This window comes from Streptomyces sp. NPDC002701 (assembly GCF_042889045.1).
In the GTDB taxonomy this organism is placed as follows: Bacteria; Actinomycetota; Actinomycetes; order Streptomycetales; family Streptomycetaceae; genus Streptomyces.
In genome coordinates this window covers 183627-203739 of sequence record NZ_JBIAQL010000012.1, presented here as the reverse complement: position 1 = coordinate 203739, position 20113 = coordinate 183627, and the positions used below count along the sequence as shown (strand labels likewise).

Genomic DNA, 20113 nt, shown 5'->3' with positions numbered 1-20113 from the left:
GTGCGGCGGACCGGAGGTCACCGGCCCTGCGTCAGCGCTTGGTCGTGTCCGTCGGCTCGGTGACCGGGCGGGAGCTGGTCACGTCGCCGGGCGCGGCCTGGATGGTGCGGTGCGGCTGCTGGTCGTCGTGCGGCGGGGCGGCCGGGGCGGCGCTGTCGTCCTTGCCCTCGGTCTTCATCGCCTTGGCCTCGCTCTTGAGGATGCGGGCGGACTTGCCCAGGGAGCGGGCCATGTCGGGAAGCTTCTTCGCGCCGAACAGCAGGATGATGACGACGAGGATGAGAATGATCTCGGGAGCGCCGAGCCTTCCGAACATAAGCTTTTACCTTCTCACCGAGGCGGCGTGGTTGGGTTGCTGCCCGACCGGTCGGACCTCTGCCCGAAGGTCGTGCTGGCAGCGATCGTAACGCTCAGGGGTGAACGCGGGGCAATCCCTGTGCGTACTCCCAGTTCGCGGTCCGCGCCTCGCTCTCCGGGCCGCGACCAGCAGCGTACCTGCCGACCCCGCGAAGTTGACAGGTCGCAGTGACTCGAAGCGTACGGCGAGGAAGACTTCAGAGGGCGTCCGCCGCACGGGCCGCACCGGCGGAGGCGTGCTCCAGGTCCTCGGCCGCGCGGCTGATCCGCCGCGCCGACGCGTCGACCTGCCTGCCCAGCCGCTCGGCCTCCACGAAGACCCGGACGGCGAGCACGCCGAGGACGGCGATTCCCAGGAAACCCACAGCGATCGCGAACATCGGCCAGAACATGGCTCGACTCTAGTCCCTGCGCCCTCTAGAGCGTCGAGTGCAGGCGCAGGGCCCGCACCCCTCCCCCGGTGAGCAGCTCGACGATGCGTTCCCCGGCCGGCTTGCGCACCGCCGTCAGGCACTCCGGGCAGGTGAAGGAGTAGAAAGTGGTCCGATGTGTGGCGCCGATCACCAGGCGCAGGGCGCTCGCGGCAAGTTCGAAGCCGGCCCGGCAGTCGGGGCACGCGGCCCTGAAGACCACCGGATACACCCTCGTCATCCCCGAGAACGCGGACGCAACAGACATGTCACTCGTACCGGACATCGCCGACCCGCTCACAGCCCCTGCTCCTGCCTGTCGTACAGCCCGTCATGAACCGCGTGCGGCCCGCTGTCCGGAAGCCGCGACCCCTCGCCGAGGGGGGTGGGCGCGCCGCCGTCGCGCGGCGCACCCGGGAGCGTCCCCGGCCGGTCCTCCCGCTCGTACACGTCCTGCGGTCCGTCGTACGCCGCGAGCGCCTCACGGGCCGCCCGGCGGGCGCTGTCCGCGACCTCCGGCGGCGAGACGATCCGGCCGTCGCGCCCCAGCCGCAGCGCCAGACGGCGCAACGACGCCGGGTCGGGGGTGCGCAGCGTGATGCGCAGCCCTCCGTCCGGCAGCTCCTCGGCACTGTCGTGGGGGTAGTACTCGGCGACCCAGCGGCCGGCGGGACCGACCTCCACCACCACCTCGGGATCCTCGGCGGCCGGCTGCACCAGTCCCTCCGAGAGGTCCCGCAGCTCGATCTCCGGCGGCGCGGACGGCTCGTCGAGGATCTTGATCTCGGCGACCCGGTCCAGCCGGAACGTACGCCGGGCCTCCGAGCGGCGGCACCATGCCTCGACATAGGTGTGCCCGACGCTGACCAGGCGGATCGGGTCGATCTCGCGCTCGCTGAGCTCGTCCCGCGAGGGCGAGTAGTAGCGGATCCACAGCCTGCGCCGCTCGGAGATCGCCCGGTCGACGTCCGCGAAGACCCCGCCCTCCGCCTCGAAGGTGACCGAGAGGCGGGAGCTGGCGCCCGCCGCCTCGCCCGAGGCGGCCTCCACCTTCGCGGTGGCCCGCAGCAGCGCCTGCCGGTCGCCCTCCCGCAGGCCCGGCAGCGTCGACACGGCCCGCGCGGCCACCAGCAGCGCGGTCGCCTCGTCGGCGGCGATCCGCAGCGGCTCCGCGACGTCGTCGGGGTTGTGCCACCAGATCCGGTCGCCGTCGGTGTCGATGTCGAGCAGGTCGCCGCCCCGGAAACTCGTCCCGCACAGCGGCAGCACGTCGAGGTCGGAGATCAGCTCGTCCTCGGTGATCCCGAAGGCCCGCGCCACGTCCTCGATCCGCGCGCCGGGCCGCTCGCGCAGATACGTCACCAGGGAGAGCATCCGCCGCGTCTGGTCGATCGCGTTCGTGGGCCTGGCCGGTTTTCCTGCCACGTCCTACGTTCCCCCTCAGCCCTTGGCCACGGCGCGCAGCCGGTCCACGACGTCGGCCCGCAGCTCGGCCGGCTCCAGGACCACCACGTCGGGCCCGAACTCCACCAGCCAGGCGTCCAGACCGTGCCCGTACGGAATCTCCAACTCGTCCCACCCGTCGCCGAGTTCCCGGACCGACGCCGCCTTGGCGCGCAGCGGGTAGCCGGAGCCGGTCCGCAGCCGGATCCGCGCGGAACGGTCGGTGATGTCCCCCGCCCAGCCCGCGACGGTCTCCCGCACGGTCACGACGTCGGGCACCTCGGCCGTGTACCTGCCACTGCGGGTACGGACCTTGCCGGTGATCCGGGACAGCCGGAAGACCCGCTCGGCCCCCCGGTCGCGGTCCCAGCCGGCCAGGTACCAGTGCCCGCGCCAGCACTCCAGGGCCCAGGGCTCCACATGGCGGGGTCCGGGGCGGGCCGCGGTCGCCTTGCGGTAGTCGAAGGTGACGGGGCGCCGGTCGCGGCAGGCCAGCATCAGCGGCTCGAAGGCGGCCTCGTGCACGGGGATGCGCGGCTCCAGAGCGCCGTGCGGCTCGTACGGGTCGACGCCCTCGGGCAGTCCCGCGGCGCGCAGCTTCTGCAGGGCGCCGCTCGCCGCGCCCGCGAGCCGGGCCTGCTGCCAGACCTTGGCGGCCAGACCGAGGGCGGCGGCCTCCTCGGCGTCGAGCGTGATGGGCGGCAGCCGGTTGCTGTCACGGCGGGCCAGATAACCGACCTCGCCGTCGAGGTTCTCCACCGTCTCGATGACCAGGCCGAGTTCCCGCAGATCGTCCTTGTCCCGCTCGAACATCCGGTTGAAGGAGTCGTCCGAGCCGGCCTCCAGATATGCCTCGATGGACTCGCGGAGCTCACGCTTGCTGAGCGGTCGCCGCGTCCCGAGCAGACACAGCGCCAGGTTCATCAGCCGCTCTGCCTTGGCAATGGCCATCGACGCCCTTCCTATGGTGCTTCCGACCGATGACCGTACCGCCCCGGGGTGTCCGGGCAAAAGCCGAGGGCCCATGCCCGGACAGGCATGGGCTCCGAATGATCAGGTCCGGTCGGACTCGGTCGCCCGGCCGACCGGGACCGGAACGTCAGACCCCGACGAGGTCACAGACGAAGATCAGCGTCTCGCCCGGGCCGATACGGCCGCCCGCTCCACGATCGCCGTACGCGAGGTGCGACGGGATGGTCAGCTGGCGGCGGCCGCCGACCTTCATGCCCTGCACACCCTGGTCCCAGCCGGCGATGACCTGACCGACACCCAGCTTGAAGCTGAGCGGCGTACCGCGGTTCCAGGACGCGTCGAACTCCTCACCGGTGGAGAAGGCCACGCCGACGTAGTGGACGGAGACGGTGTCGCCCGCCTTGGCCACCGGGCCGTCGCCCTCCCAGATGTCCTTGATCTCGAGGTCCTTGGGGGGCTCGCCGCCCGGGAAGTCGATCTCGGGCTTCTCGATGCTCACGTTTCAGGCTCCTGCTCGTGTAAGGCACATGTCTGGCGACGCCTTCGTACAACAAGGCAACACGGACAGTCTCGCATTCCCCGGCCGGTCACATCTTCGCGAGGATGTCGACGGTGAAGACGAGCACCGAGTCCTTCTTGATGCCGCTGCCCTGCGGCGGGTTGTCTCCGTAGCCCAGATCCGGCGGAACCACGATCAGGACGCGGCTGCCGACCTTCTTGCCCGCCAGGCCCTGCGCCCAGCCCTTGACGACCTGCTGCAGCGAGAACGACGTCAGCTGCCCGCGGCTGTACGTGGAGTCGAACTCCTTGCCGTCCGCCCACAGCACGCCCTTGTACTGCACCAGGACGGTCTCGCTCTCGCCGACCTCGTCCCCGTCGCCCTCCAGCACGTAGTTCGCGACGAGCTTCTTCGGCGCGGTCTTCTTCGGCACGTCGATGGACGGGGCCTTGCCGTCGGTGTTCGTGCCGACCTTCGGCAGACCGGTGTCGTCCTGCGCCACGGACGTGCCCTTGGCGGAGCTCTTGCCGTTGAACACCTGCTGGATGTCGACGACGAAGACCAGCGTGTCGGTGCCCTTGATCCCCGCCTGCTCGTTGCCCGACGTGCCGTAGCCCCAGGTCGGGGGCACCGCCGTCTGGACACGGCTGCCGGCCTTCTTGCCGGTCAGGGCGTAGCGCCAGCCGTCGATGATCTGCCCCTGCGCCAGCTGGATGAGCAGCGGCGTCTTACGGTCGTAGGAGTTGTCGAAGACCTTCGCCGTGGACCAGACCTGGCCCAGGTAGTGGGCCTGGATGTAGTCGTTCTCCGCGACCGTCTGGCCCGTGCCCACGATGAGCGTCTTGACCGCCAGGTCCTTCGAGGGGTCACCGCCGCCCTTGGCCACCGTGGGCTTCGCACCGAACTTCTCCCCCGCGGTGACGGCCGGCAGCGGTCCGTCGACGATCTTCGGCGGCGGAGCGGCCGAGGCCGACGGCGAGGCCGAGGGGGACGGGCTGTCGCTGGACTTGGCCTTGTCCGACTTGTCGTCGTCACCGCATCCGGCGAGAGTGACCAGTCCAGCGGGAACGGTGAGAAGAAGTGAGCGTCGGCGCACGGTGGGGGCCTCGTATCGGTCGATCTTGGTTGATGGCGTGCGCGCAACTCTACGACGTGAGAAGGGCGCCGTACGGGAAACGTACGGCGCCCAGCGTTGCGTTCCGCAAACCCGGGACCCGGCCCCACTCCGGCACCGGAGCCCTCGTCCCGGACACGCGGTGACTCACATTCCGGCGATCAGCTTCTCCACCCGGTCGTCGACGGAACGGAACGGGTCCTTGCACAACACGGTGCGCTGCGCCTGGTCGTTGAGCTTCAGATGGACCCAGTCGACGGTGAAATCGCGGCGCTGTTCCTGCGCGCGCCGGATGAAGTCGCCGCGCAACCGGGCCCGAGTGGTCTGCGGCGGCACCGACTTGCCCTCGAAGATCTTCAGGTCGTTGCAGATCCTGGCGGCCTGGCCCCGCTTCTCCAGCAGGTAGTAGAGACCCCGGCGACGGTGGATGTCGTGGTAGGCGAGGTCTATCTGGGCGACGCGCGGATGCGACATCGTCATGTTGTGCTTGGCGCGGTACCGCTCGATGAGCTTGTACTTCATGACCCAGTCGATCTCGGTACCGATCCGGTCGAGGTCCTCGGACTCGATCGAGTCCAGCGTGCGGCCCCACAGCTCCAGGACCTGGTCCACGACCCCGGTACGGATGCCGCGGCGCTCCACGAAGTCCACGGCCTTCTCGTAGTACTCGCGCTGCACCTCCAGCGCCGACGCCTCCCGGCCACTGGCCAGGCGCACCTTGCGGCGCCCCGTGATGTCGTGGCTGACCTCGCGGATCGCCCGGATCGGGTTCTCCAGGGTCAGGTCGCGCATCACCGTGCCCGCCTCGATCATGCGCAGCACGAGGTCGGTGGCACCGACCTTCAGCAGCATGGTCGTCTCGGACATGTTCGAGTCGCCGACGATGACGTGCAGCCTGCGGTAGCGCTCCGCGTCCGCGTGCGGCTCGTCGCGGGTGTTGATGATCGGCCGGGAGCGGGTCGTCGCCGAGGAGACGCCCTCCCAGATGTGCTCCGCCCGCTGGCTGACGCAGTACACCGCGCCCCGCGGGGTCTGCAGCACCTTGCCGGCACCGCAGAGGAGCTGCCTCGTGACGAGGAAGGGAATGAGAATGTCCGCGAGCCGGGAGAACTCCCCGTGACGGGCCACCAGATAGTTCTCGTGGCAGCCGTAGGAGTTGCCCGCCGAGTCGGTGTTGTTCTTGAAGAGGTAGACGTCGCCCGCGATTCCTTCCTCGTGCAGGCGTCGCTCCGCGTCTACCAGGAGTCCTTCCAGAATGCGTTCGCCGGCCTTGTCGTGGGTGACGAGCTCCGTCAGATTGTCACATTCGGGAGTGGCGTATTCCGGATGTGATCCCACGTCGAGATAGAGGCGGGCACCGTTTCGCAGAAAGACATTGCTGCTGCGGCCCCATGACACGACACGGCGGAAGAGGTACCGCGCCACCTCGTCGGGAGACAGGCGCCGCTGTCCCCTGAACGTACACGTGACGCCGTACTCGTTCTCCAGCCCGAAAATGCGGCGGTCCATGACTGAACATTACGCCTGAGAGCCTGTGCTGAAACGGGGTTCGGCAGCACCGTTTCGATCATTTTCCGAACTTCCCTCAACCACCGCACCGCCGCCCGTAGCTGCGAGGACCCGCCCCGTGGCCAGCAGAACCAGCAGCGCGGCACCCCCCGCGACCCCCGGCACGGCGAAGCCCCGCACCGCTCCGCCCCACTCCACGACCGGTCCCGCGACACCCGTTCCCACCGACGCCCCCACGGTGAACGTCGTCACAAGCCACGAGAACGCCTCGGTGACCGTCCCCCTCGGCGCGTGCCGGTCGACGATGATGAACGCACACGCGATACAGGGCGCCAGGAAGACGCCCGCCAGCGCCACCAGCCCCGTCATCGCGACCACATCCGGCATGAGCATCAACGGCAGGTAACACACCGCCAGAAGAGCCACCAGCACCCGCAGCCGCCGCTCCGGCGCACCGCTCCACCGCCGCGCCCCGTAGACCGTGCCACCGACGAGCGCGCCCAGCCCGAGCGCCGCCATCAGCCAGCCGTACGTCGCGTCGCCGCCGTGACCGTCCGCGTACGACACGGCGGCGACCGTGATCGACCCCAGCGCGATACCCACAAAAAGGAACGCGCCCAGCAGCGCGACGAGTCCCGGCGAGCGCAGCGCACCGAGCCAGTGCGCCTCGCGGGGCGCCGAACGCCACGCCCGCGAGGGCCCCGAGACGACCACCGAGAGCGCCCCGAGGACACCGATGACGTTGAGGACGATCAGCGCGGCCTGGGCGGACCACAGCGACACGCACAGTGTCACCAGCAGCGGCCCGACCGTGAACATCACCTCCTGCGCCACGGCGTCCATCGCGTACGCCGTGTGCACCTGCCCCTCCTTGTGCAGCACGGCGGGCCACAGCGCCCGCAGTCCGCCCTCCAGGGGCGGCGTGAAGAACCCCGCGACCACGACCAGGACGTACGCGAGCGGGAGCGACCCGGTGCCGGTGAGGGCGAACACGGTGATGCCGAGGGCGGAGAGGAGCGCCGCGGGCAACTGGATCCGCGGCTGCCCGTAGAGGTCCACCAGACGGCCCAGCAGCGGCTGCCCCACGGCGTTGGACACCCCGTAGACGGCGGTGAGCGCCCCGGCCAGGCTGTAGCTGCCGCCCTCCGCACGGACGAAGAGCACGACGGCGATGGCCCCGGCGGCGTTCGGCAGCCGGCCCACCAGGGTGCCCACGAGCAGCCGTGCGGCGTGTCTCGTCCGGAGGATCTCCAGGTATCCCGCGGCCATGTCCTGCCCCTCTCGCCTCCGCGCCGCCCACGATCCACGGCCCCGCGGTTCCGCTCGCCGGTGTCACGAGCGCCGGAAGTTGTACGTATAACGTCGTCCGTCATACGTACCATGTGCGCAGTCCACGAGTCCAGCAGAAAGACAGGTCGACGGTGGCAGCAGGCAGCCCCCGCCCCACGAGCCGAGACGTCGCCCGGGCCGCCGGGGTCTCCCAGGCGGCCGTCTCCCTCGTGCTCGGCGAGAAATGGCGCGGCCGCGTCTCCGAACGCACCGCGGACCGCGTACGGGAGGCCGCACGGGAACTCGGCTACCGCCCCAACCTGGCCGCCCGCAACCTCCGCCTCGGCAGCACCCGCACCGTCCTCCTCGTGGTGCCGGCCCTCACCACCGAGTTCTTCGCCGGCGTGTACACCGGCGCCGCCCGCGTGGCCGCAGAGCACGGGTTCGGCGTGGTCCTCTACCCCTCCCCCGAGGGCATCGGACCCGCCCGGGACCCCTTCGCCTCCGCACAGGCCGCCCTGGACGGCGTCATCGCCTCCTCCATGGCCGCCGACGCCCTCACCGCCATCCGCGGCGACCAGCTGCCCCTGGTCATGCTCGACAGCGACCCGGCCGGCAGCACCGGCGCCGCCACCGTCAACCTCGACATCCGCGACGGCGTCCGGCAGGTCGCACACCACCTGCTCGCCCTCGGACACCGCCGCTTCCTGCACCTCGCCGCCGACATCCCGTCCTGGACCTTCGACGAACGCGCCCGCGAACTCACCCGCCGCCTGGCCGCGGTCCCGGGCACCGAACTCCGCACGGCCCCGGCACCGATCTCCATCGACGGCGCCCTCGCCGCCGCGGAAACCGCCCTCTCCGCCCCCGGACCCCGCCCCACCGCCGTCGTCTGCGACGACGACAAACTCGCCGCCGGCGCCTACAAGGCCGCCCGCCGGCTCGGCCTGCGCATCCCCGACGACCTCTCCGTCACCGGCCTCGACGACCTGGCCCTCGCCACCGCCCTCGACCCCGAACTCACCACGGTCCGCCTCGACGCCGAACTCTTCGGCGAACACGGCATGCAGGCCCTCCTGGCAGTCCTGGACGGCCGCACCCCACCCCGCCAGGACATCCCCGTGAACCTGATCGTCAGAGGCTCCACGGCCCCACCGAGCACCCCCTAGAGCCCCGCAGGGGCACGGGGAACTACGCGACCCGCCCCCGGCCGGCCGCACCCGGCCACTGCCCCCAGAACGCCGTGTGCCCCCGGCCGTCACATCGGCCGGGGGCACACGACAGTCAAGACGACCGAGGAACTCACTCCTCGTCCTCGGGCTCCTCCGCCTCCGCCGCGGTGGAGGCCCCGCCCTCCTCCAGCAACCGGCCGAGCTGCCGCCCGGTGATCCGCTTGAACTTCCGCTGCTGCGGCCGCGTCCGGTCCAGCACCGCGACCTCCAGCCGCTCCGCGGGAATCTCCCGCTCACTGCCGTTCGTGTCGCGGGACAACGCCTGGACGGCCAGCTTCAGAGCGGCGGCCAGCGACATCCCGTCCTCGTGCCGCTGATCCAGATACGTACTGATCGTCTCCGCGTTACCGCCCACCGCGACCGAGCCGTGCTCGTCCACGATCGACCCGTCGTGCGGCAGCCGGTAGATCTGGTCGCCCTCGGGGGTCTCCCCCACCTCGGCGACCACCAGCTCCACCTCGTACGGCTTCTCCGCCGCGGACGAGAAGATCGTGCCCAGCGTCTGCGCGTAGACGTTGGCGAGACCACGGGCGGTCACGTCGTCACGGTCGTAGGTGTAACCCCGCAGGTCGGCGTAGCGCACACCGCCGATCCGGAGATTCTCGTACTCGTTGTACTTGCCGGCGGCCGCGAAACCGATCCGGTCATAGATCTCGCTGAACTTGTGCAGCGCACGGGACGGGTTCTCACCGACGAACACGATGCCGTCGGCGAACTGCAGCACAACGAGGCTGCGGCCACGGGCGATGCCCTTGCGGGCGTATTCCGCCCGGTCGGCCATGGCCTGCTGGGGTGATACATAGAACGGCGTCGACACCGGCTATCCGTCCCTTTCTGTGGAAGTCACTGGATCACCTGAGAAAGCGGGCCGCTGTCAGAGCAGCGCGGCACGCGGACCGTCGGGCTGCTCCAGGCGCCGCTCCAGGATCGCCCGGGCGATCTCGGAGGACTCCTGGTCCGTGAGCCGGCGGAAACCGTCCTCGGTGATCACGGTGACGATCGGGTAGATCCGGCGGGCGACATCGGGACCACCGGTCGCCGAGTCGTCGTCTGCCGCGTCGTACAGCGCCTGCACGACGAGCGTCGTGGCCTGCTCCTCCGTCAGGTCCTTGTGGAAGAGCTTCTTCATCGCACCGCGCGCGAAGAGCGAACCGGAACCCGTGGCCGCGAAGCCGTGCTCCTCGGAGCGACCGCCCGTCACGTCGTACGAGAAGATGCGGCCCCTGTCACGGTCGACGTCGAAACCGGCGAAGAGCGGGACCACGGCGAGGCCCTGCATCGCCATGCCGAGGTTCGAACGGATCATCGTGGAGAGGCGGTTGGCCTTGCCCTCCAGGGAGAGCGTGGTGCCCTCCACCTTCTCGAAGTGCTCCAGCTCCAGCTGGAACAGCTTCACCATCTCGACGGCCAGGCCCGCCGTACCGGCGATACCGACGGCCGAGTACTCGTCCGCCGGGAAGACCTTCTCGATGTCCCGCTGCGCGATCACGTTCCCCATCGTGGCCCGCCGGTCACCGGCGAGCACGACGCCGCCGGGGAAGGTGACGGCGACGATGGTCGTGCCGTGCGGGGCCTCGATCACTCCCTGCGTGGGCGGCAACTGCCGCTTGCCCGGGAGCATCTCGGGCTGGTGCGCGGACAGGAAGTCCATGAAGGACGACGACCCGGGCGTCAGGAAGGCAGCTGGTAGACGCCCGGTGCTACGAGTGTTGGCTTCCACGAGGATCCCTCCAAGTAGGCGGCAGCCCGACGAACTGTGTCGGGATCATCTCCCAACTTGCCGATGGCCGAATTGCAGTTGAAGCACAGTACGCCACGGACCCTACCCGCCTCATGGCGGTGATCCACATGAACGGCCGGAGCTTTCAGGCAGATCACGCAGAGCCCCATTTGCGAGGCGACCGACTCGTCACGCTCGGCGTCGGTGATGCCGTACTGACGCCTGAGGTGGTCCTGCCGCACAGGCTGCGAGAGGGAGAACCCTCTCGCAGCCTGTGCACCGCTTCTCCGGCAGCTTTCCCGGCATCCCCCACACCTTCAATTCAAAGGCACACTGGCCGGTCAGGCTTTACTCGCCACCCTTTTGCACGAAGGACCTCACGAAGTCCTCTGCGTTCTCCTCCAGGACATCGTCGATCTCGTCCAGGACCGAGTCGACGTCGTCGCTCAGCTTCTCCTGGCGCTCCTTGAGGTCCTCCGATGCCTGTGCCTCGGGCGCTTCCTCGACCTGCTCGGTCTCGCGCGTCGCCTTCTGCTGTCCGCCGCCGGTGTCCTTGGTCGCCATAACCCTCACCCCGCTCGGTTTCGACGTTCTTGATCAGACCCTACAAGCAGGGTCCGACATCGGCCCCGCAGTTGTCACAACGTCCGGGAGCCACCTCCATGATTCCCGGACGGCGGCTTTTCCACCCTGTGGGGCGGGATCGGCCCGGTGACCGTCTCAGTTGCCCGACAGGACCTTGACCAGGTCTTCCGCCGTGCGACAGCGGTCCAGGAGCTCCTTGACGTGATTACGCGTTCCGCGAAGCGGCTCAAGGGTTGGGACGCGCTGGAGCGAGTCCCGGCCCGGCAGGTCGAAGATCACGGAGTCCCAGGAGGCGGCCGCGACGTCGTCGGCGTACTGCTCCAGGCAGCGGCCGCGGAAGTACGCGCGGGTGTCCTCCGGCGGCTTGGTCTCGGCCCGCTCGACGGCCGTCTCGTCCAGCAGCCGCTTGATACGGCCGCGGGCGACGAGTCGGTTGTAGAGGCCCTTGTCGGCGCGTACGTCGGCGTACTGGAGGTCGACGAGGTGCAGCCGGGCGGCGTCCCAGTCGAGGCTGTCACGGCGCCGGTAGCCCTCCATGAGCTCCCGTTTGGCCACCCAGTCCAGTTCGCCCGCGAGACTCATCGGATTGGTCTCCAGGCGGCCCAGGACGTCCTCCCAGCGGGCCAGCACGTCCTTGGTCTGGTCGTCCGCGTCGGCGCCGTAGCGTTCCTCGACGTACTTGCGGGCCAGTTCGTAGTACTCCATCTGGAGCTGGACCGCGGTGAGTGTCCGGCCGCTGCGCAGGGTGACGAGGCGCTTGAGGGAGGGGTCGTGCGAGACCTGGTGGAGGGTGCGCACGGGCTGGTCCACGGCGAGGTCGACGGCGATGAAGCCGTCCTCGATCATGGACAGGACGAGGGCGGTCGTGCCGAGCTTGAGGTAGGTCGAGATCTCGGAGAGGTTGGCGTCGCCGATGATCACGTGCAGGCGGCGGTATTTCTCGGCGTCCGCGTGCGGCTCGTCGCGGGTGTTGATGATGGGGCGTTTGAGGGTGGTCTCCAGGCCCACCTCGACCTCGAAGTAGTCGGCGCGCTGGCTGAGCTGGAAGCCGTGTTCGTGTCCGTCCTGGCCGATTCCGACGCGGCCGGCTCCGGTGACGACCTGGCGCGAGACGAAGAACGGCGTGAGGTGGCGCACGATGTCCGAGAAGGGCGTCTCCCGCTTCATCAGGTAGTTCTCGTGCGTGCCGTAGGAGGCGCCCTTGTTGTCGGTGTTGTTCTTGTAGAGGTGGATGGGCTGGGCGCCGGGGAGCTGGGCCGCGCGTTCGGCGGCCTCGGCCATGATGCGTTCGCCGGCCTTGTCCCAGAGGACGGCGTCGAGGGGGTTGGTCACCTCGGGGGCGCTGTACTCGGGGTGTGCGTGGTCGACGTAGAGCCGTGCTCCGTTGGTGAGGATGACGTTGGCGAGGCCGATGTCCTCGTCGGTGAGCTGGCTGGAGTCGGCGGCTTCGCGGGCGAGGTCGAAGCCCCGCGCGTCCCGCAGCGGGTTCTCCTCCTCGAAGTCCCAGCGGGCACGTCGGGCCCGGTGCATCGCCGCCGCGTAGGCGTTGACGATCTGGGACGAGGTGAGCATGGCATTGGCGTTGGGGTGGCCGGGGACGGAGATCCCGTACTCCGTCTCGATGCCCATTACTCGCCGTACGGTCATGCGGCCCTCCTTGCCCGGCGGTGTCCTCGGTCGGGGACGCCGCTCACGTACCGCTGGCGCTCCGGTGCGTGTGCGGTGCCCGTCCCCGCACTGCGCGACTCGGCGGTACCGAAGAGCCTAGAGCGCCTTTGCGCTGGTGTGGAGATCATTTGCGTCATTGCTCGGCTCCTGCCGTGCCCGGAAAAGCAGTCGGCTGCGGGTACCCGGTGAGGGCACCCGCAGCCACCCTGTCTTTTACAGGTACTGACCGGTGTTCGCCACCGTGTCGATGGAGCGTCCGGTGTCCGCGCCCTGCTTTCCGGTGATGAGCGTGCGGATGTACACGATCCGTTCGCCCTTCTTTCCGGAGATGCGGGCCCAGTCGTCCGGGTTGGTGGTGTTCGGCAGGTCCTCGTTCTCCTTGAACTCGTCCACGCAGGCTTGGAGCAGGTGGGAGACCCGCAGGCCCTTCTGGCTGTGTTCGAGGAAGTCCTTGATCGCCATCTTCTTGGCGCGGCCGACGATGTTCTCGATCATGGCGCCGGAGTTGAAGTCCTTGAAGTAGAGGACTTCCTTGTCGCCGTTGGCGTACGTGACCTCGAGGAAGCGGTTCTCCTCGGATTCGGTGTACATGTGCTCGACGGCGGTCTGGATCATGCTCTGGACGGTGGTGCTCTTGCTGCCGCCGTGCTCGCCGACGTCGTCGGAGTGCAGGGGGAGGCGCTCGGTGAGGTACTTGGCGAAGATGTCCTTGGCCGCTTCGGCGTCCGGACGCTCGATCTTGATCTTGACGTCGAGCCGGCCGGGCCGCAGGATCGCGGGGTCGATCATGTCCTCGCGGTTCGAGGCGCCGATGACCACCACGTTCTGCAGGCCCTCCACGCCGTCGATCTCGGCGAGCAGCTGCGGGACGATGGTGTTCTCCACGTCCGAGCTGACGCCTGATCCACGGGTGCGGAAGAGGGATTCCATCTCGTCGAAGAAGACGATGACGGGGGTGCCCTCGCTGGCCTTCTCACGGGCACGCTGGAAGACGAGCCGGATCTGCCGCTCGGTCTCGCCGACGTACTTGTTGAGGAGCTCGGGGCCCTTGATGTTGAGGAAGAAGCTCTTGCCGGTGGCCTGTCCGGTGACCTCGGCGACCTTTTTGGCCAGTGAGTTGGCGACGGCCTTGGCGATGAGTGTCTTGCCGCATCCGGGGGGCCCGTACAGGAGCACGCCCTTGGGTGGGCGCAGTTCGTGCTCCTTGAACAGGTCGGGGTAGAGGTAGGGGAGCTCGACGGCGTCGCGGATCATCTCGATCTGGCCGCCCAGACCGCCGATCTGCTCATAGCCGATGTCCGGGACCTCTTCGAGGACGAGTTCCTCGACCTCGCTCTTGGGCACGACCTCGTAGACGTAGCCCGAGCGGGGTTCGAGGAGCAGGGCGTCGCCGGGGCGGATGGTGATGTCCAGGAGTGGCTCGGCGAGCCGCACCACCCGTTCCTCGTCGGTGTGCCCCTGCACGAGGGCGCGCTCGCCGTCCTCGAGGATCTCTTTGAGGGTGACGATGTCGCCGACGCTCTCGTACTCCATGGCCTCGACCACGTTGAGAGCTTCGTTGAGCATCAGTTCCTGGCCGCGCCGGAGCTCTTCGAGCTCGACGCCGGGACTGACGTTCACCCGGAGTTTGCGGCCTCCGGTGAAGATGTCGGCGGTGCCGTCTTCGTTCGCCGTGAGAAATACACCGAAGCCGGCCGGCGGCTGTGCGAGCCGGTCGACCTCCTCCTTGAGTGCCACGATCTGGTCGCGGGCCTCTCGGAGGGTGTTGGCGAGCCGCTCGTTCTGTGCGGACACGCCGGCCAGGTTTGTCTGCAGCTCGACGATCCGCTCTTCGAGAATCCTCGTGTGTCGCGGAGAGTCGGCGAGCTTGCGTCGCAGGACGGCGATCTCCTGCTCAAGGTAGGCAATCTGCCCGGACGGGTCGTCGGACCCTCGTCCCGGGCGGATGCCGCGGTTCATGTCGTCGTCGTGGGCTGCCACGGTCCTCACCTCCTCCAAGGGGAGCTGGACGCTTCCAGACCCTACCTGGGTGGGTGTCGATTGAAACCCCTAGATCATAAAGACGGTCGGGGTGTGTCCGATCTTCACCCTTGCGCTCTCCCTCACGCCAGTGGAATACCCACCCAACATGATTGGGAAGCCGACGGAGGTAGGGTCGAAGTGTTCAACACCCGTCGGAGCTGGCCCGATTCCCCGTCTTCGGACCGCTCTGCGCAGGAAATGGCAGGAGAAATGACCGTGCAGCAGGAGGCCGGAGTCGACGGCGAGGCGCTTGAGGTCTGGATCGACCAGGATCTGTGCACCGGCGACGGGATCTGCGCGCAGTACGCGCCCGAGGTCTTCGAACTGGACATCGACGGCCTGGCGTATGTGAAGAGCCCCGGTGACGAGCTTCTGCAGACCCCGGGGGCGACAACGCCCGTGCCCCTGACGCTTCTGCGTGATGTCGCCGACTCCGCGAAGGAGTGTCCGGGCGACTGCATCCATGTGCGCCGGGTGTCCGACGGTGTCGAGGTCTACGGTCCGGACGCCGAGTGAGTTGGTCGGGCGCCTCGTTCTCCTGAGGGGCCCGACCGGCTCTCGACTGTCTTCCTCGTCACACACGGCTCGCGTGCGAGGGTTTCTCGTGCGTGCCTGTTCCTCGTCTGTGCCCGTCGCTCACATGCTCCGGGCGGCGGGTGGTGTCGAGCGGACGAATGCGCCGTTCTTCCACTGCCACTTGGCGCCCTCGTTCACGTCGGGGCAGCAACTGGGTACGTCGGGCGAGGAGTAACCGAGCAGGGTCGCGGTGATGGTGGCGTCGCGCAGGGTGAAGTCCTGGACGGAGAGCCGTTCCTCGGGGTCGACGAGGGTGGCGACGACGCGTGCCTTCGAGGTGCCGTCGGTTGCGGTGAGGACGTAGACGCCGCTGGGCGGGGTGCCGGAGCCCGCGTCGCAGCGGACGACGGCGACCGTCTCGGGGCGGCCGTCGCCGTCGAGGTCACCTGATGCCTGCTTCTGGACGAGGACCTTCGCGGGTCCGCAGTCGAGGGGGAAGTCGGCGCGGGCCGGGTCGGGGGGTGTCGCGGCTGCCGGGGCGGTCTTCGCCTGCGGGCCGTGCTGGGCGGCCGTGGCGGCGTCGGGCTGCAGGAAGGCGGAGGCCGCGACGACCGCGGCGAGCGCTGCCGCCGTGGCGACCCAGTGGATCGGGCGGGTGTGGGTGTGGGCCAGTTCCGGGACGGCGGATTGCTGCACTAGGAAGTGTCTCCCGTGAGGGCTGTACCGGTGGGATGGCCAGCATGGTGCCACACGTCACACCGTGGGGGAACGGTGGGGTCGGCGGTACTGGCGGTGGGTCAAGGGAAAAGCGCGGTGGCCGAGTTCCGGGGGGTTCCCGGGAACTCGGCCACCGTGGTCGCGCGTTGTGTGTGCGGTACAGGCGTGCGGGCCGGCTCAGCGGCCGGGGGCGCCCCCGTCGGCGTTCGGGCCGGAGTAGTCCTCGCCGTAGGCGCCCTTGGAGGGGCGGCGGCGGCGCATGGGCGGCTCGACGCCGTCCGCGAGGCGGCGGGCGGTGAGGAGGAAGCCGGTGTGGCCGATCATCCGGTGGTCGGGGCGGACGGCCAGTCCTTCGATGTGCCAGTTGCGGACCATCGACTCCCAGGCGGTCGGCTCGTTGAAGCAGCCGATCTCGCGGATGGACTCGACGGTCCGTGCGAGCTGGGTGGTGGTGGCCACGTAGCAGCAGACGATGCCGCCGGGGACGAGCGCCTTGGAGACGGCCTCCAGGCACTCCCAGGGGGCGAGCATGTCGAGGACGACGCGGTCGACGTCGGTGTCCGACAGGTTGTCCTGGAGGTCGCCGACGGTGAGCTGCCAGGCGGGGTGCGGGCCGCCGAAGTAGCGCTCGACGTTCTGCCGGGCGATTTCCGCGAAGTCCTCGCGGCGCTCGTACGAGTGCAGCATGCCCTGGTCGCCGATGGCGCGGAGCAGGAAGCTGCTGAGCGATCCGGAGCCCACGCCCGCCTCCACGACGCGTGCGCCGGGGAAGATGTCCGCGAAGGACAGGATCTGTCCCGCGTCCTTGGGGTAGACCACGGCGGCGCCGCGGGGCATGGACAGGACGTAGTCGGGGAGCAGGGGGCGCAGCGCCAGATAGGCGACGTTCCCCGTGGTGCGGACAACGCTGCCCTCGGGTGCGCCGATCAGCTCGTCGTGCGGGAAGGAACCCTTGTGGGTGTGGAAGTTCTTCCCCGCTTCGAGCGTGAACGTGTAGTGGCGGCCCTTGGGGTCGGTCAGCTGTACCTGGTCCCCGACCTTGAAGGGCCCGCGTCGGCGGGCGGCACCGGTCGGTTCGGACATGTGAGCAAGCCTACCGGCGATTGCGGTGATGGCCGACCACGGTCCCGGTGCACTGGGAGGCATGGCGGGGTGCGGGTGCTTCGTGGCTGGTCGCGCAGTTCCCCGCGCCCCTCACGGGGCTTCAGGACGGGCGGGCCATCGCCTTGACGAAGGCTTTCTCCACGTCTGCCGCCGAGAGGACTCCGTAGATCTCGCCGGAGTCCTCCACCACGAGGTACTCGGTCGCCGGGGTGGCGCGCAGGACCTCCAGGAGGTCCTCGCCGGCCAGTTCGGCGGAGACGCGCATGCCGTCGGTCAGGTCCTGGGCGAGTCCGCCGACGGCGACCCAGGGGCGGCGGTGTTCCGGTACGCCCACGATGGCGGCCTCGCGGACGAGGGAGAGGGGTTCGCCGTCGGCGTCCACCACGACCAGGGCGCGTGCGCCGGCGTCGTTGGCCCGGCGCAGTGCTTCGGAGAGCGGGGTGTCGGTCTCGACGGGGACGGCGCGCCGGGTGAGGGCGCGGGCTCTCAGTTCGGGCAGGTGTTCGCGCAGGCGGGCCATGCGCAGGCTGTTTCCGGCGCCGGTCCAGATGATCGCGGCGAGGATCGCGGCGAGCAGGGCGTCCATGACGGTGTCCATGCCGCCGATGTCCTCGGCGTCGGCGCCGAGCGCGCCGGAGTGGGTGAGCAGGGGCAGTCCGATGAGGACGGAGATGGCGAGGGCGCGGCCGACCCAGGCGGCGGCGATGGTGCCGCTCATGGGTCTGCCGGTGATCTTCCAGACGACGGCGCGGAGCATGCGGCCGCCGTCGAGGGGCAGGCCGGGAAGCAGGTTGAACGCGGCGACGATGAGGTTCGAGATCATCAGGCCGGCGAGCAGGACGCCGGGGACCGTGCCGGGTTCGACGGCCAGGAGGGCGAGGTAGAAGAGGCCGCCGAGGATCACGGAGAGCAGCGGGCCGACGAAGGCGAGGACGAACTCGCGTCCCGGTGTCTCGGACTCCTTCTCGATCTCGGAGACGCCGCCGAAGAACTGCAGCTGGATCCGGCGCACGGGCAGCCCGAAGCGCAGCGCCGCGACCGTGTGCGCCAGTTCGTGGACGAGGACGGAGGCGTAGAAGGCGACGGCGAAGAAGAGGGAGACGAGGTAGCGGGCCATGCCCAGTTCGGGCAGGACGCGGTCGAGCTGGCCGCCGAAGACCCAGGTGATGAGCGCGGCGACGAGGAACCAGCTCGGTGCCACGTACACGGGTACGCCGAAGGGGCGTCCCATGAGGAGGCCGCCGCCGGGTTCCTTGGCTCTGCGGGTGGGGCCTTTACGGCTCTTCCCGCGGGCGGGCTCCGGGGTGGGTCCGGGGGTGGGGTGGTGGCCGGTGCCGGCGGGTGGGGCGGGCGCCGGCCGTCCCTCGTCCTGATTGCCGGCCGAGGCGTTCCCGGTCTCCGGCGCCTTCCGGAATCGTTCCGTCGTCGTGCCGTCGTCCGCCGGGTCGGGGTGGGCCGGATCGGGGTGTGCCGGGTCCGTGGGGTCCGCCGGGGGCCCGGTGGTGGGCGGTTCCTGGTCGGAGGGCGGCCGGGCCGTCGTGGTCGCCGGGTCGCCGGGTCGCGGCTGACCCGTGCGGCGCTCGTCCGCCTCGTCCGTGCCGGATCGCGGCTGCCCGCTCCCGCCGCTCTCGTCCACGATGTCCCCTCGTTCGACGCGTGTCCCGCCCGCGGTCCTGCACGCGGGAGGTCTTGTGGTCGATGGTATGCGGCCGTCGCGATGTGTTCGGCCCCGGCACCCCTTCCGTTTCCCGTGCGGGGGTGCGGCCCGCAGGTCACCGTGTGTCGCGCTGTCAGTGCCGGGTCGTAAGGTCTGTCCTCATGGAAACCAGCACCGACGGCGTCGTCCCGGCCGGCCCCGGGGCCGCCGTGCCCGGGCCCGCCGAGCAGGCAGACGGCGGCGCGGCGGTCGTCGAGGCGGTCGTGCCGCAGGCCGTGGACGGTGCGGGTGGGCCCGGGGCCGCCGGTGCTGCGGCGGGGTCGTCCGGCCGGGTCGCCGGTGCGGTGCCTCCGGCCTCGTTGTCGCCGTCGCGGGCCGGGGACTTCATGCAGTGTCCGCTGCTGTACCGGTTCCGGGTGATCGACAAGCTGCCCGAGAAGCCGAGCGAGGCGGCGACCCGCGGGACGCTGGTGCACGCGGTGCTGGAGCGGCTCTTCGACGCCCCGGCCCGGGAGCGGACCGCGCCGCGGGCCAAGTCGCTGATCCCGGGCCAGTGGGACCGGCTGCGTGCGGCGAAGCCGGAGCTGGCCGAGCTGTTCGCGGACTCCGACGAGCAGAGCGCGGGCGAGAGGCTGGCGCGCTGGCTCACCGAGGCGGAGCGGCTGGTCGAGCGCTGGTTCACGCTGGAGGACCCGACCCGTCTCGAACCGGCCGAGCGTGAGCTGTTCGTGGAGGCGCAGCTCGACTCCGGCCTGAAGCTGCGCGGCATCATCGATCGCGTCGACGTGGCGCCCACCGGTGAGGTGCGGATCGTCGACTACAAGACGGGCAAGGCCCCGCGCCCGGAGTACGCGGAGGGCGCCCTGTTCCAGATGAAGTTCTACGCGCTCGTGGTGTGGCGGCTGAAGCAGGTCGTGCCGCGCCGCCTGCAGCTCGTCTATCTGGGCAGCGGCGACGTGCTGACGTACGACCCGGTGCCGGCCGATCTGGAACGGGTGGAGCGCAAGCTGCACTCGCTGTGGGAGGCGATCCGGCTCGCCACGGAGACCGGTGACTGGCGTCCGCGGCCCACCAAGCTGTGCGGCTGGTGCGACCACCGGTCGGTCTGTCCGGAGTTCGGTGGCACTCCCCCACCGTATCCGCTGCCGGTGCGGGCGCCCGGGTCCGGTGCCGCGTCCGGCGGGACCTCCGGCGGTGTGTCCGGCGGGACGTCCGGTGAGATGTCCGGCGGTATGTGAGCCGCGGGGGCCGTGGGGTGCCCCGCGGGCCGGCCGGGTGGCGGCCGCAGGGCAGAATGGGTCGGACTAGCGAAGGAGACT

20 protein-coding genes and 1 pseudogene are annotated in these 20113 nt (G+C 69.9%); 3 read left to right on the top strand and 18 right to left on the bottom strand.

Going from position 1 to position 20113, the window contains the following annotated elements; genetic code table 11:
• Positions 1-31: 31 nt before the first annotated feature.
• The 9 genes from tatA to ACFYXC_RS28135 form a co-directional block, all read right to left on the bottom strand.
• A complete protein-coding gene (gene tatA, locus ACFYXC_RS28175) occupies positions 32-316 on the bottom strand; it encodes a Sec-independent protein translocase subunit TatA (RefSeq protein WP_388913723.1) in 285 nt (94 codons plus the stop codon).
• 238 nt (positions 317-554) lie between these two features.
• Positions 555-749, bottom strand: a complete 195-nt coding sequence (locus tag ACFYXC_RS28170) for a hypothetical protein (RefSeq protein WP_388913726.1) — start codon at positions 747-749, stop codon at positions 555-557.
• 25 nt (positions 750-774) lie between these two features.
• A complete protein-coding gene (locus tag ACFYXC_RS28165) occupies positions 775-1035 on the bottom strand; it encodes a hypothetical protein (protein ID WP_389554622.1) in 261 nt (86 codons plus the stop codon).
• Positions 1036-1064: 29 nt separating this feature from the next.
• The gene (locus tag ACFYXC_RS28160; protein WP_389554620.1) at positions 1065-2192 is read right to left on the bottom strand and encodes a helix-turn-helix transcriptional regulator; all 1128 of its coding nucleotides are present in this window, start codon (positions 2190-2192) and stop codon (positions 1065-1067) included.
• 15 nt (positions 2193-2207) lie between these two features.
• Positions 2208-3161: a helix-turn-helix transcriptional regulator gene (locus ACFYXC_RS28155; protein ID WP_388913735.1), complete on the bottom strand. Its 954-nt coding sequence runs from the start codon at positions 3159-3161 to the stop codon at positions 2208-2210.
• Positions 3162-3309: 148 nt separating this feature from the next.
• The gene (locus ACFYXC_RS28150) at positions 3310-3681 is read right to left on the bottom strand and encodes an FKBP-type peptidyl-prolyl cis-trans isomerase (RefSeq protein ID WP_388913738.1); all 372 of its coding nucleotides are present in this window, start codon (positions 3679-3681) and stop codon (positions 3310-3312) included.
• A gap of 88 nt (positions 3682-3769) precedes the next feature.
• Positions 3770-4777, bottom strand: a complete 1008-nt coding sequence (locus ACFYXC_RS28145) for an FKBP-type peptidyl-prolyl cis-trans isomerase (protein ID WP_389554617.1) — start codon at positions 4775-4777, stop codon at positions 3770-3772.
• Positions 4778-4942: 165 nt separating this feature from the next.
• Positions 4943-6304 carry a Pup--protein ligase gene (pafA, locus tag ACFYXC_RS28140; protein ID WP_149512755.1) on the bottom strand — a complete coding sequence of 454 codons (1362 nt, stop codon included), beginning with the start codon at positions 6302-6304 and terminating at the stop codon, positions 4943-4945.
• A gap of 9 nt (positions 6305-6313) precedes the next feature.
• Positions 6314-7573 carry an MFS transporter gene (locus ACFYXC_RS28135; RefSeq protein WP_389554615.1) on the bottom strand — a complete coding sequence of 420 codons (1260 nt, stop codon included), beginning with the start codon at positions 7571-7573 and terminating at the stop codon, positions 6314-6316.
• 152 nt (positions 7574-7725) lie between these two features.
• On the opposite strand from ACFYXC_RS28135, the gene ACFYXC_RS28130 reads away from it, so the two are divergent.
• Entirely contained in the window at positions 7726-8742 is a 1017-nt protein-coding gene (locus ACFYXC_RS28130; protein WP_389554613.1) for a LacI family DNA-binding transcriptional regulator, read from the top strand.
• 133 nt (positions 8743-8875) lie between these two features.
• Here ACFYXC_RS28130 and prcA read toward each other — a convergent pair whose 3' ends face one another.
• From prcA to arc, 6 genes and pseudogenes are all read right to left on the bottom strand, one after another.
• On the bottom strand, positions 8876-9622 hold the full coding sequence (gene prcA, locus ACFYXC_RS28125) for a proteasome subunit alpha (protein ID WP_388913751.1): 747 nt from the start codon (positions 9620-9622) through the stop codon (positions 8876-8878).
• 57 nt (positions 9623-9679) lie between these two features.
• Positions 9680-10525 (bottom strand): proteasome subunit beta, encoded by an 846-nt coding sequence (gene prcB / locus ACFYXC_RS28120; protein WP_388913754.1) that lies wholly within the window; start codon positions 10523-10525, stop codon positions 9680-9682.
• A pseudogene (locus ACFYXC_RS28115) lies at positions 10477-10764 on the bottom strand (endonuclease VII domain-containing protein); the annotation flags it as partial. The gene prcB and the pseudogene ACFYXC_RS28115, both read right to left, overlap by 49 nt.
• A gap of 109 nt (positions 10765-10873) precedes the next feature.
• Entirely contained in the window at positions 10874-11089 is a 216-nt protein-coding gene (locus ACFYXC_RS28110) for a ubiquitin-like protein Pup (protein WP_267025476.1), read from the bottom strand.
• A 156-nt stretch (positions 11090-11245) separates the two neighbouring features.
• Positions 11246-12757, bottom strand: a complete 1512-nt coding sequence (gene dop, locus ACFYXC_RS28105; RefSeq protein ID WP_389554611.1) for a depupylase/deamidase Dop — start codon at positions 12755-12757, stop codon at positions 11246-11248.
• A 234-nt stretch (positions 12758-12991) separates the two neighbouring features.
• Positions 12992-14758 carry a proteasome ATPase gene (arc, locus tag ACFYXC_RS28100; protein ID WP_388913761.1) on the bottom strand — a complete coding sequence of 589 codons (1767 nt, stop codon included), beginning with the start codon at positions 14756-14758 and terminating at the stop codon, positions 12992-12994.
• 252 nt (positions 14759-15010) lie between these two features.
• Between arc and ACFYXC_RS28095 the strand changes: the two genes are divergently transcribed.
• Positions 15011-15316: a ferredoxin gene (locus ACFYXC_RS28095; protein ID WP_389554610.1), complete on the top strand. Its 306-nt coding sequence runs from the start codon at positions 15011-15013 to the stop codon at positions 15314-15316.
• Between the two features lie 120 nt (positions 15317-15436).
• Here ACFYXC_RS28095 and ACFYXC_RS28090 read toward each other — a convergent pair whose 3' ends face one another.
• The 3 genes from ACFYXC_RS28090 to ACFYXC_RS28080 all read right to left on the bottom strand — a co-directional run bounded on the left by ACFYXC_RS28090 (position 15437) and on the right by ACFYXC_RS28080 (position 18773).
• Positions 15437-16012 (bottom strand): hypothetical protein, encoded by a 576-nt coding sequence (locus tag ACFYXC_RS28090; protein WP_389554608.1) that lies wholly within the window; start codon positions 16010-16012, stop codon positions 15437-15439.
• Between the two features lie 198 nt (positions 16013-16210).
• Positions 16211-17116 (bottom strand): tRNA (adenine-N1)-methyltransferase, encoded by a 906-nt coding sequence (locus ACFYXC_RS28085; RefSeq protein WP_388913768.1) that lies wholly within the window; start codon positions 17114-17116, stop codon positions 16211-16213.
• A gap of 121 nt (positions 17117-17237) precedes the next feature.
• Complete coding sequence (locus ACFYXC_RS28080) at positions 17238-18773, bottom strand: site-2 protease family protein (protein WP_389554607.1); 1536 nt, start codon at positions 18771-18773, stop codon at positions 17238-17240.
• A gap of 182 nt (positions 18774-18955) precedes the next feature.
• Here ACFYXC_RS28080 and ACFYXC_RS28075 point away from each other — a divergent pair, with 182 nt between their 5' ends.
• Positions 18956-20032: a RecB family exonuclease gene (locus ACFYXC_RS28075; protein ID WP_389554606.1), complete on the top strand. Its 1077-nt coding sequence runs from the start codon at positions 18956-18958 to the stop codon at positions 20030-20032.
• Positions 20033-20113: the final 81 nt, after the last annotated feature.

What these genes read in the sequence shown, in the direction of transcription:
- ACFYXC_RS28165 (WP_389554622.1), bottom strand. Translation starts at nt 1,035, where the DNA reads ATGTCTGTTGCGTCCGCGTTCTCGGGGATGACGAGGGTGTATCCGGTG.
- pafA (WP_149512755.1), bottom strand. Translation starts at nt 6,304, where the DNA reads ATGGACCGCCGCATTTTCGGGCTGGAGAACGAGTACGGCGTCACGTGT.
- ACFYXC_RS28170 (WP_388913726.1), bottom strand. Translation starts at nt 749, where the DNA reads ATGTTCTGGCCGATGTTCGCGATCGCTGTGGGTTTCCTGGGAATCGCC.
- ACFYXC_RS28075 (WP_389554606.1), top strand. Translation starts at nt 18,956, where the DNA reads ATGGAAACCAGCACCGACGGCGTCGTCCCGGCCGGCCCCGGGGCCGCC.
- ACFYXC_RS28085 (WP_388913768.1), bottom strand. Translation starts at nt 17,116, where the DNA reads ATGTCCGAACCGACCGGTGCCGCCCGCCGACGCGGGCCCTTCAAGGTC.
- dop (WP_389554611.1), bottom strand. Translation starts at nt 12,757, where the DNA reads ATGACCGTACGGCGAGTAATGGGCATCGAGACGGAGTACGGGATCTCC.
- ACFYXC_RS28110 (WP_267025476.1), bottom strand. Translation starts at nt 11,089, where the DNA reads ATGGCGACCAAGGACACCGGCGGCGGACAGCAGAAGGCGACGCGCGAG.
- ACFYXC_RS28135 (WP_389554615.1), bottom strand. Translation starts at nt 7,573, where the DNA reads ATGGCCGCGGGATACCTGGAGATCCTCCGGACGAGACACGCCGCACGG.
- tatA (WP_388913723.1), bottom strand. Translation starts at nt 316, where the DNA reads ATGTTCGGAAGGCTCGGCGCTCCCGAGATCATTCTCATCCTCGTCGTC.
- ACFYXC_RS28095 (WP_389554610.1), top strand. Translation starts at nt 15,011, where the DNA reads ATGACCGTGCAGCAGGAGGCCGGAGTCGACGGCGAGGCGCTTGAGGTC.
- ACFYXC_RS28155 (WP_388913735.1), bottom strand. Translation starts at nt 3,161, where the DNA reads ATGGCCATTGCCAAGGCAGAGCGGCTGATGAACCTGGCGCTGTGTCTG.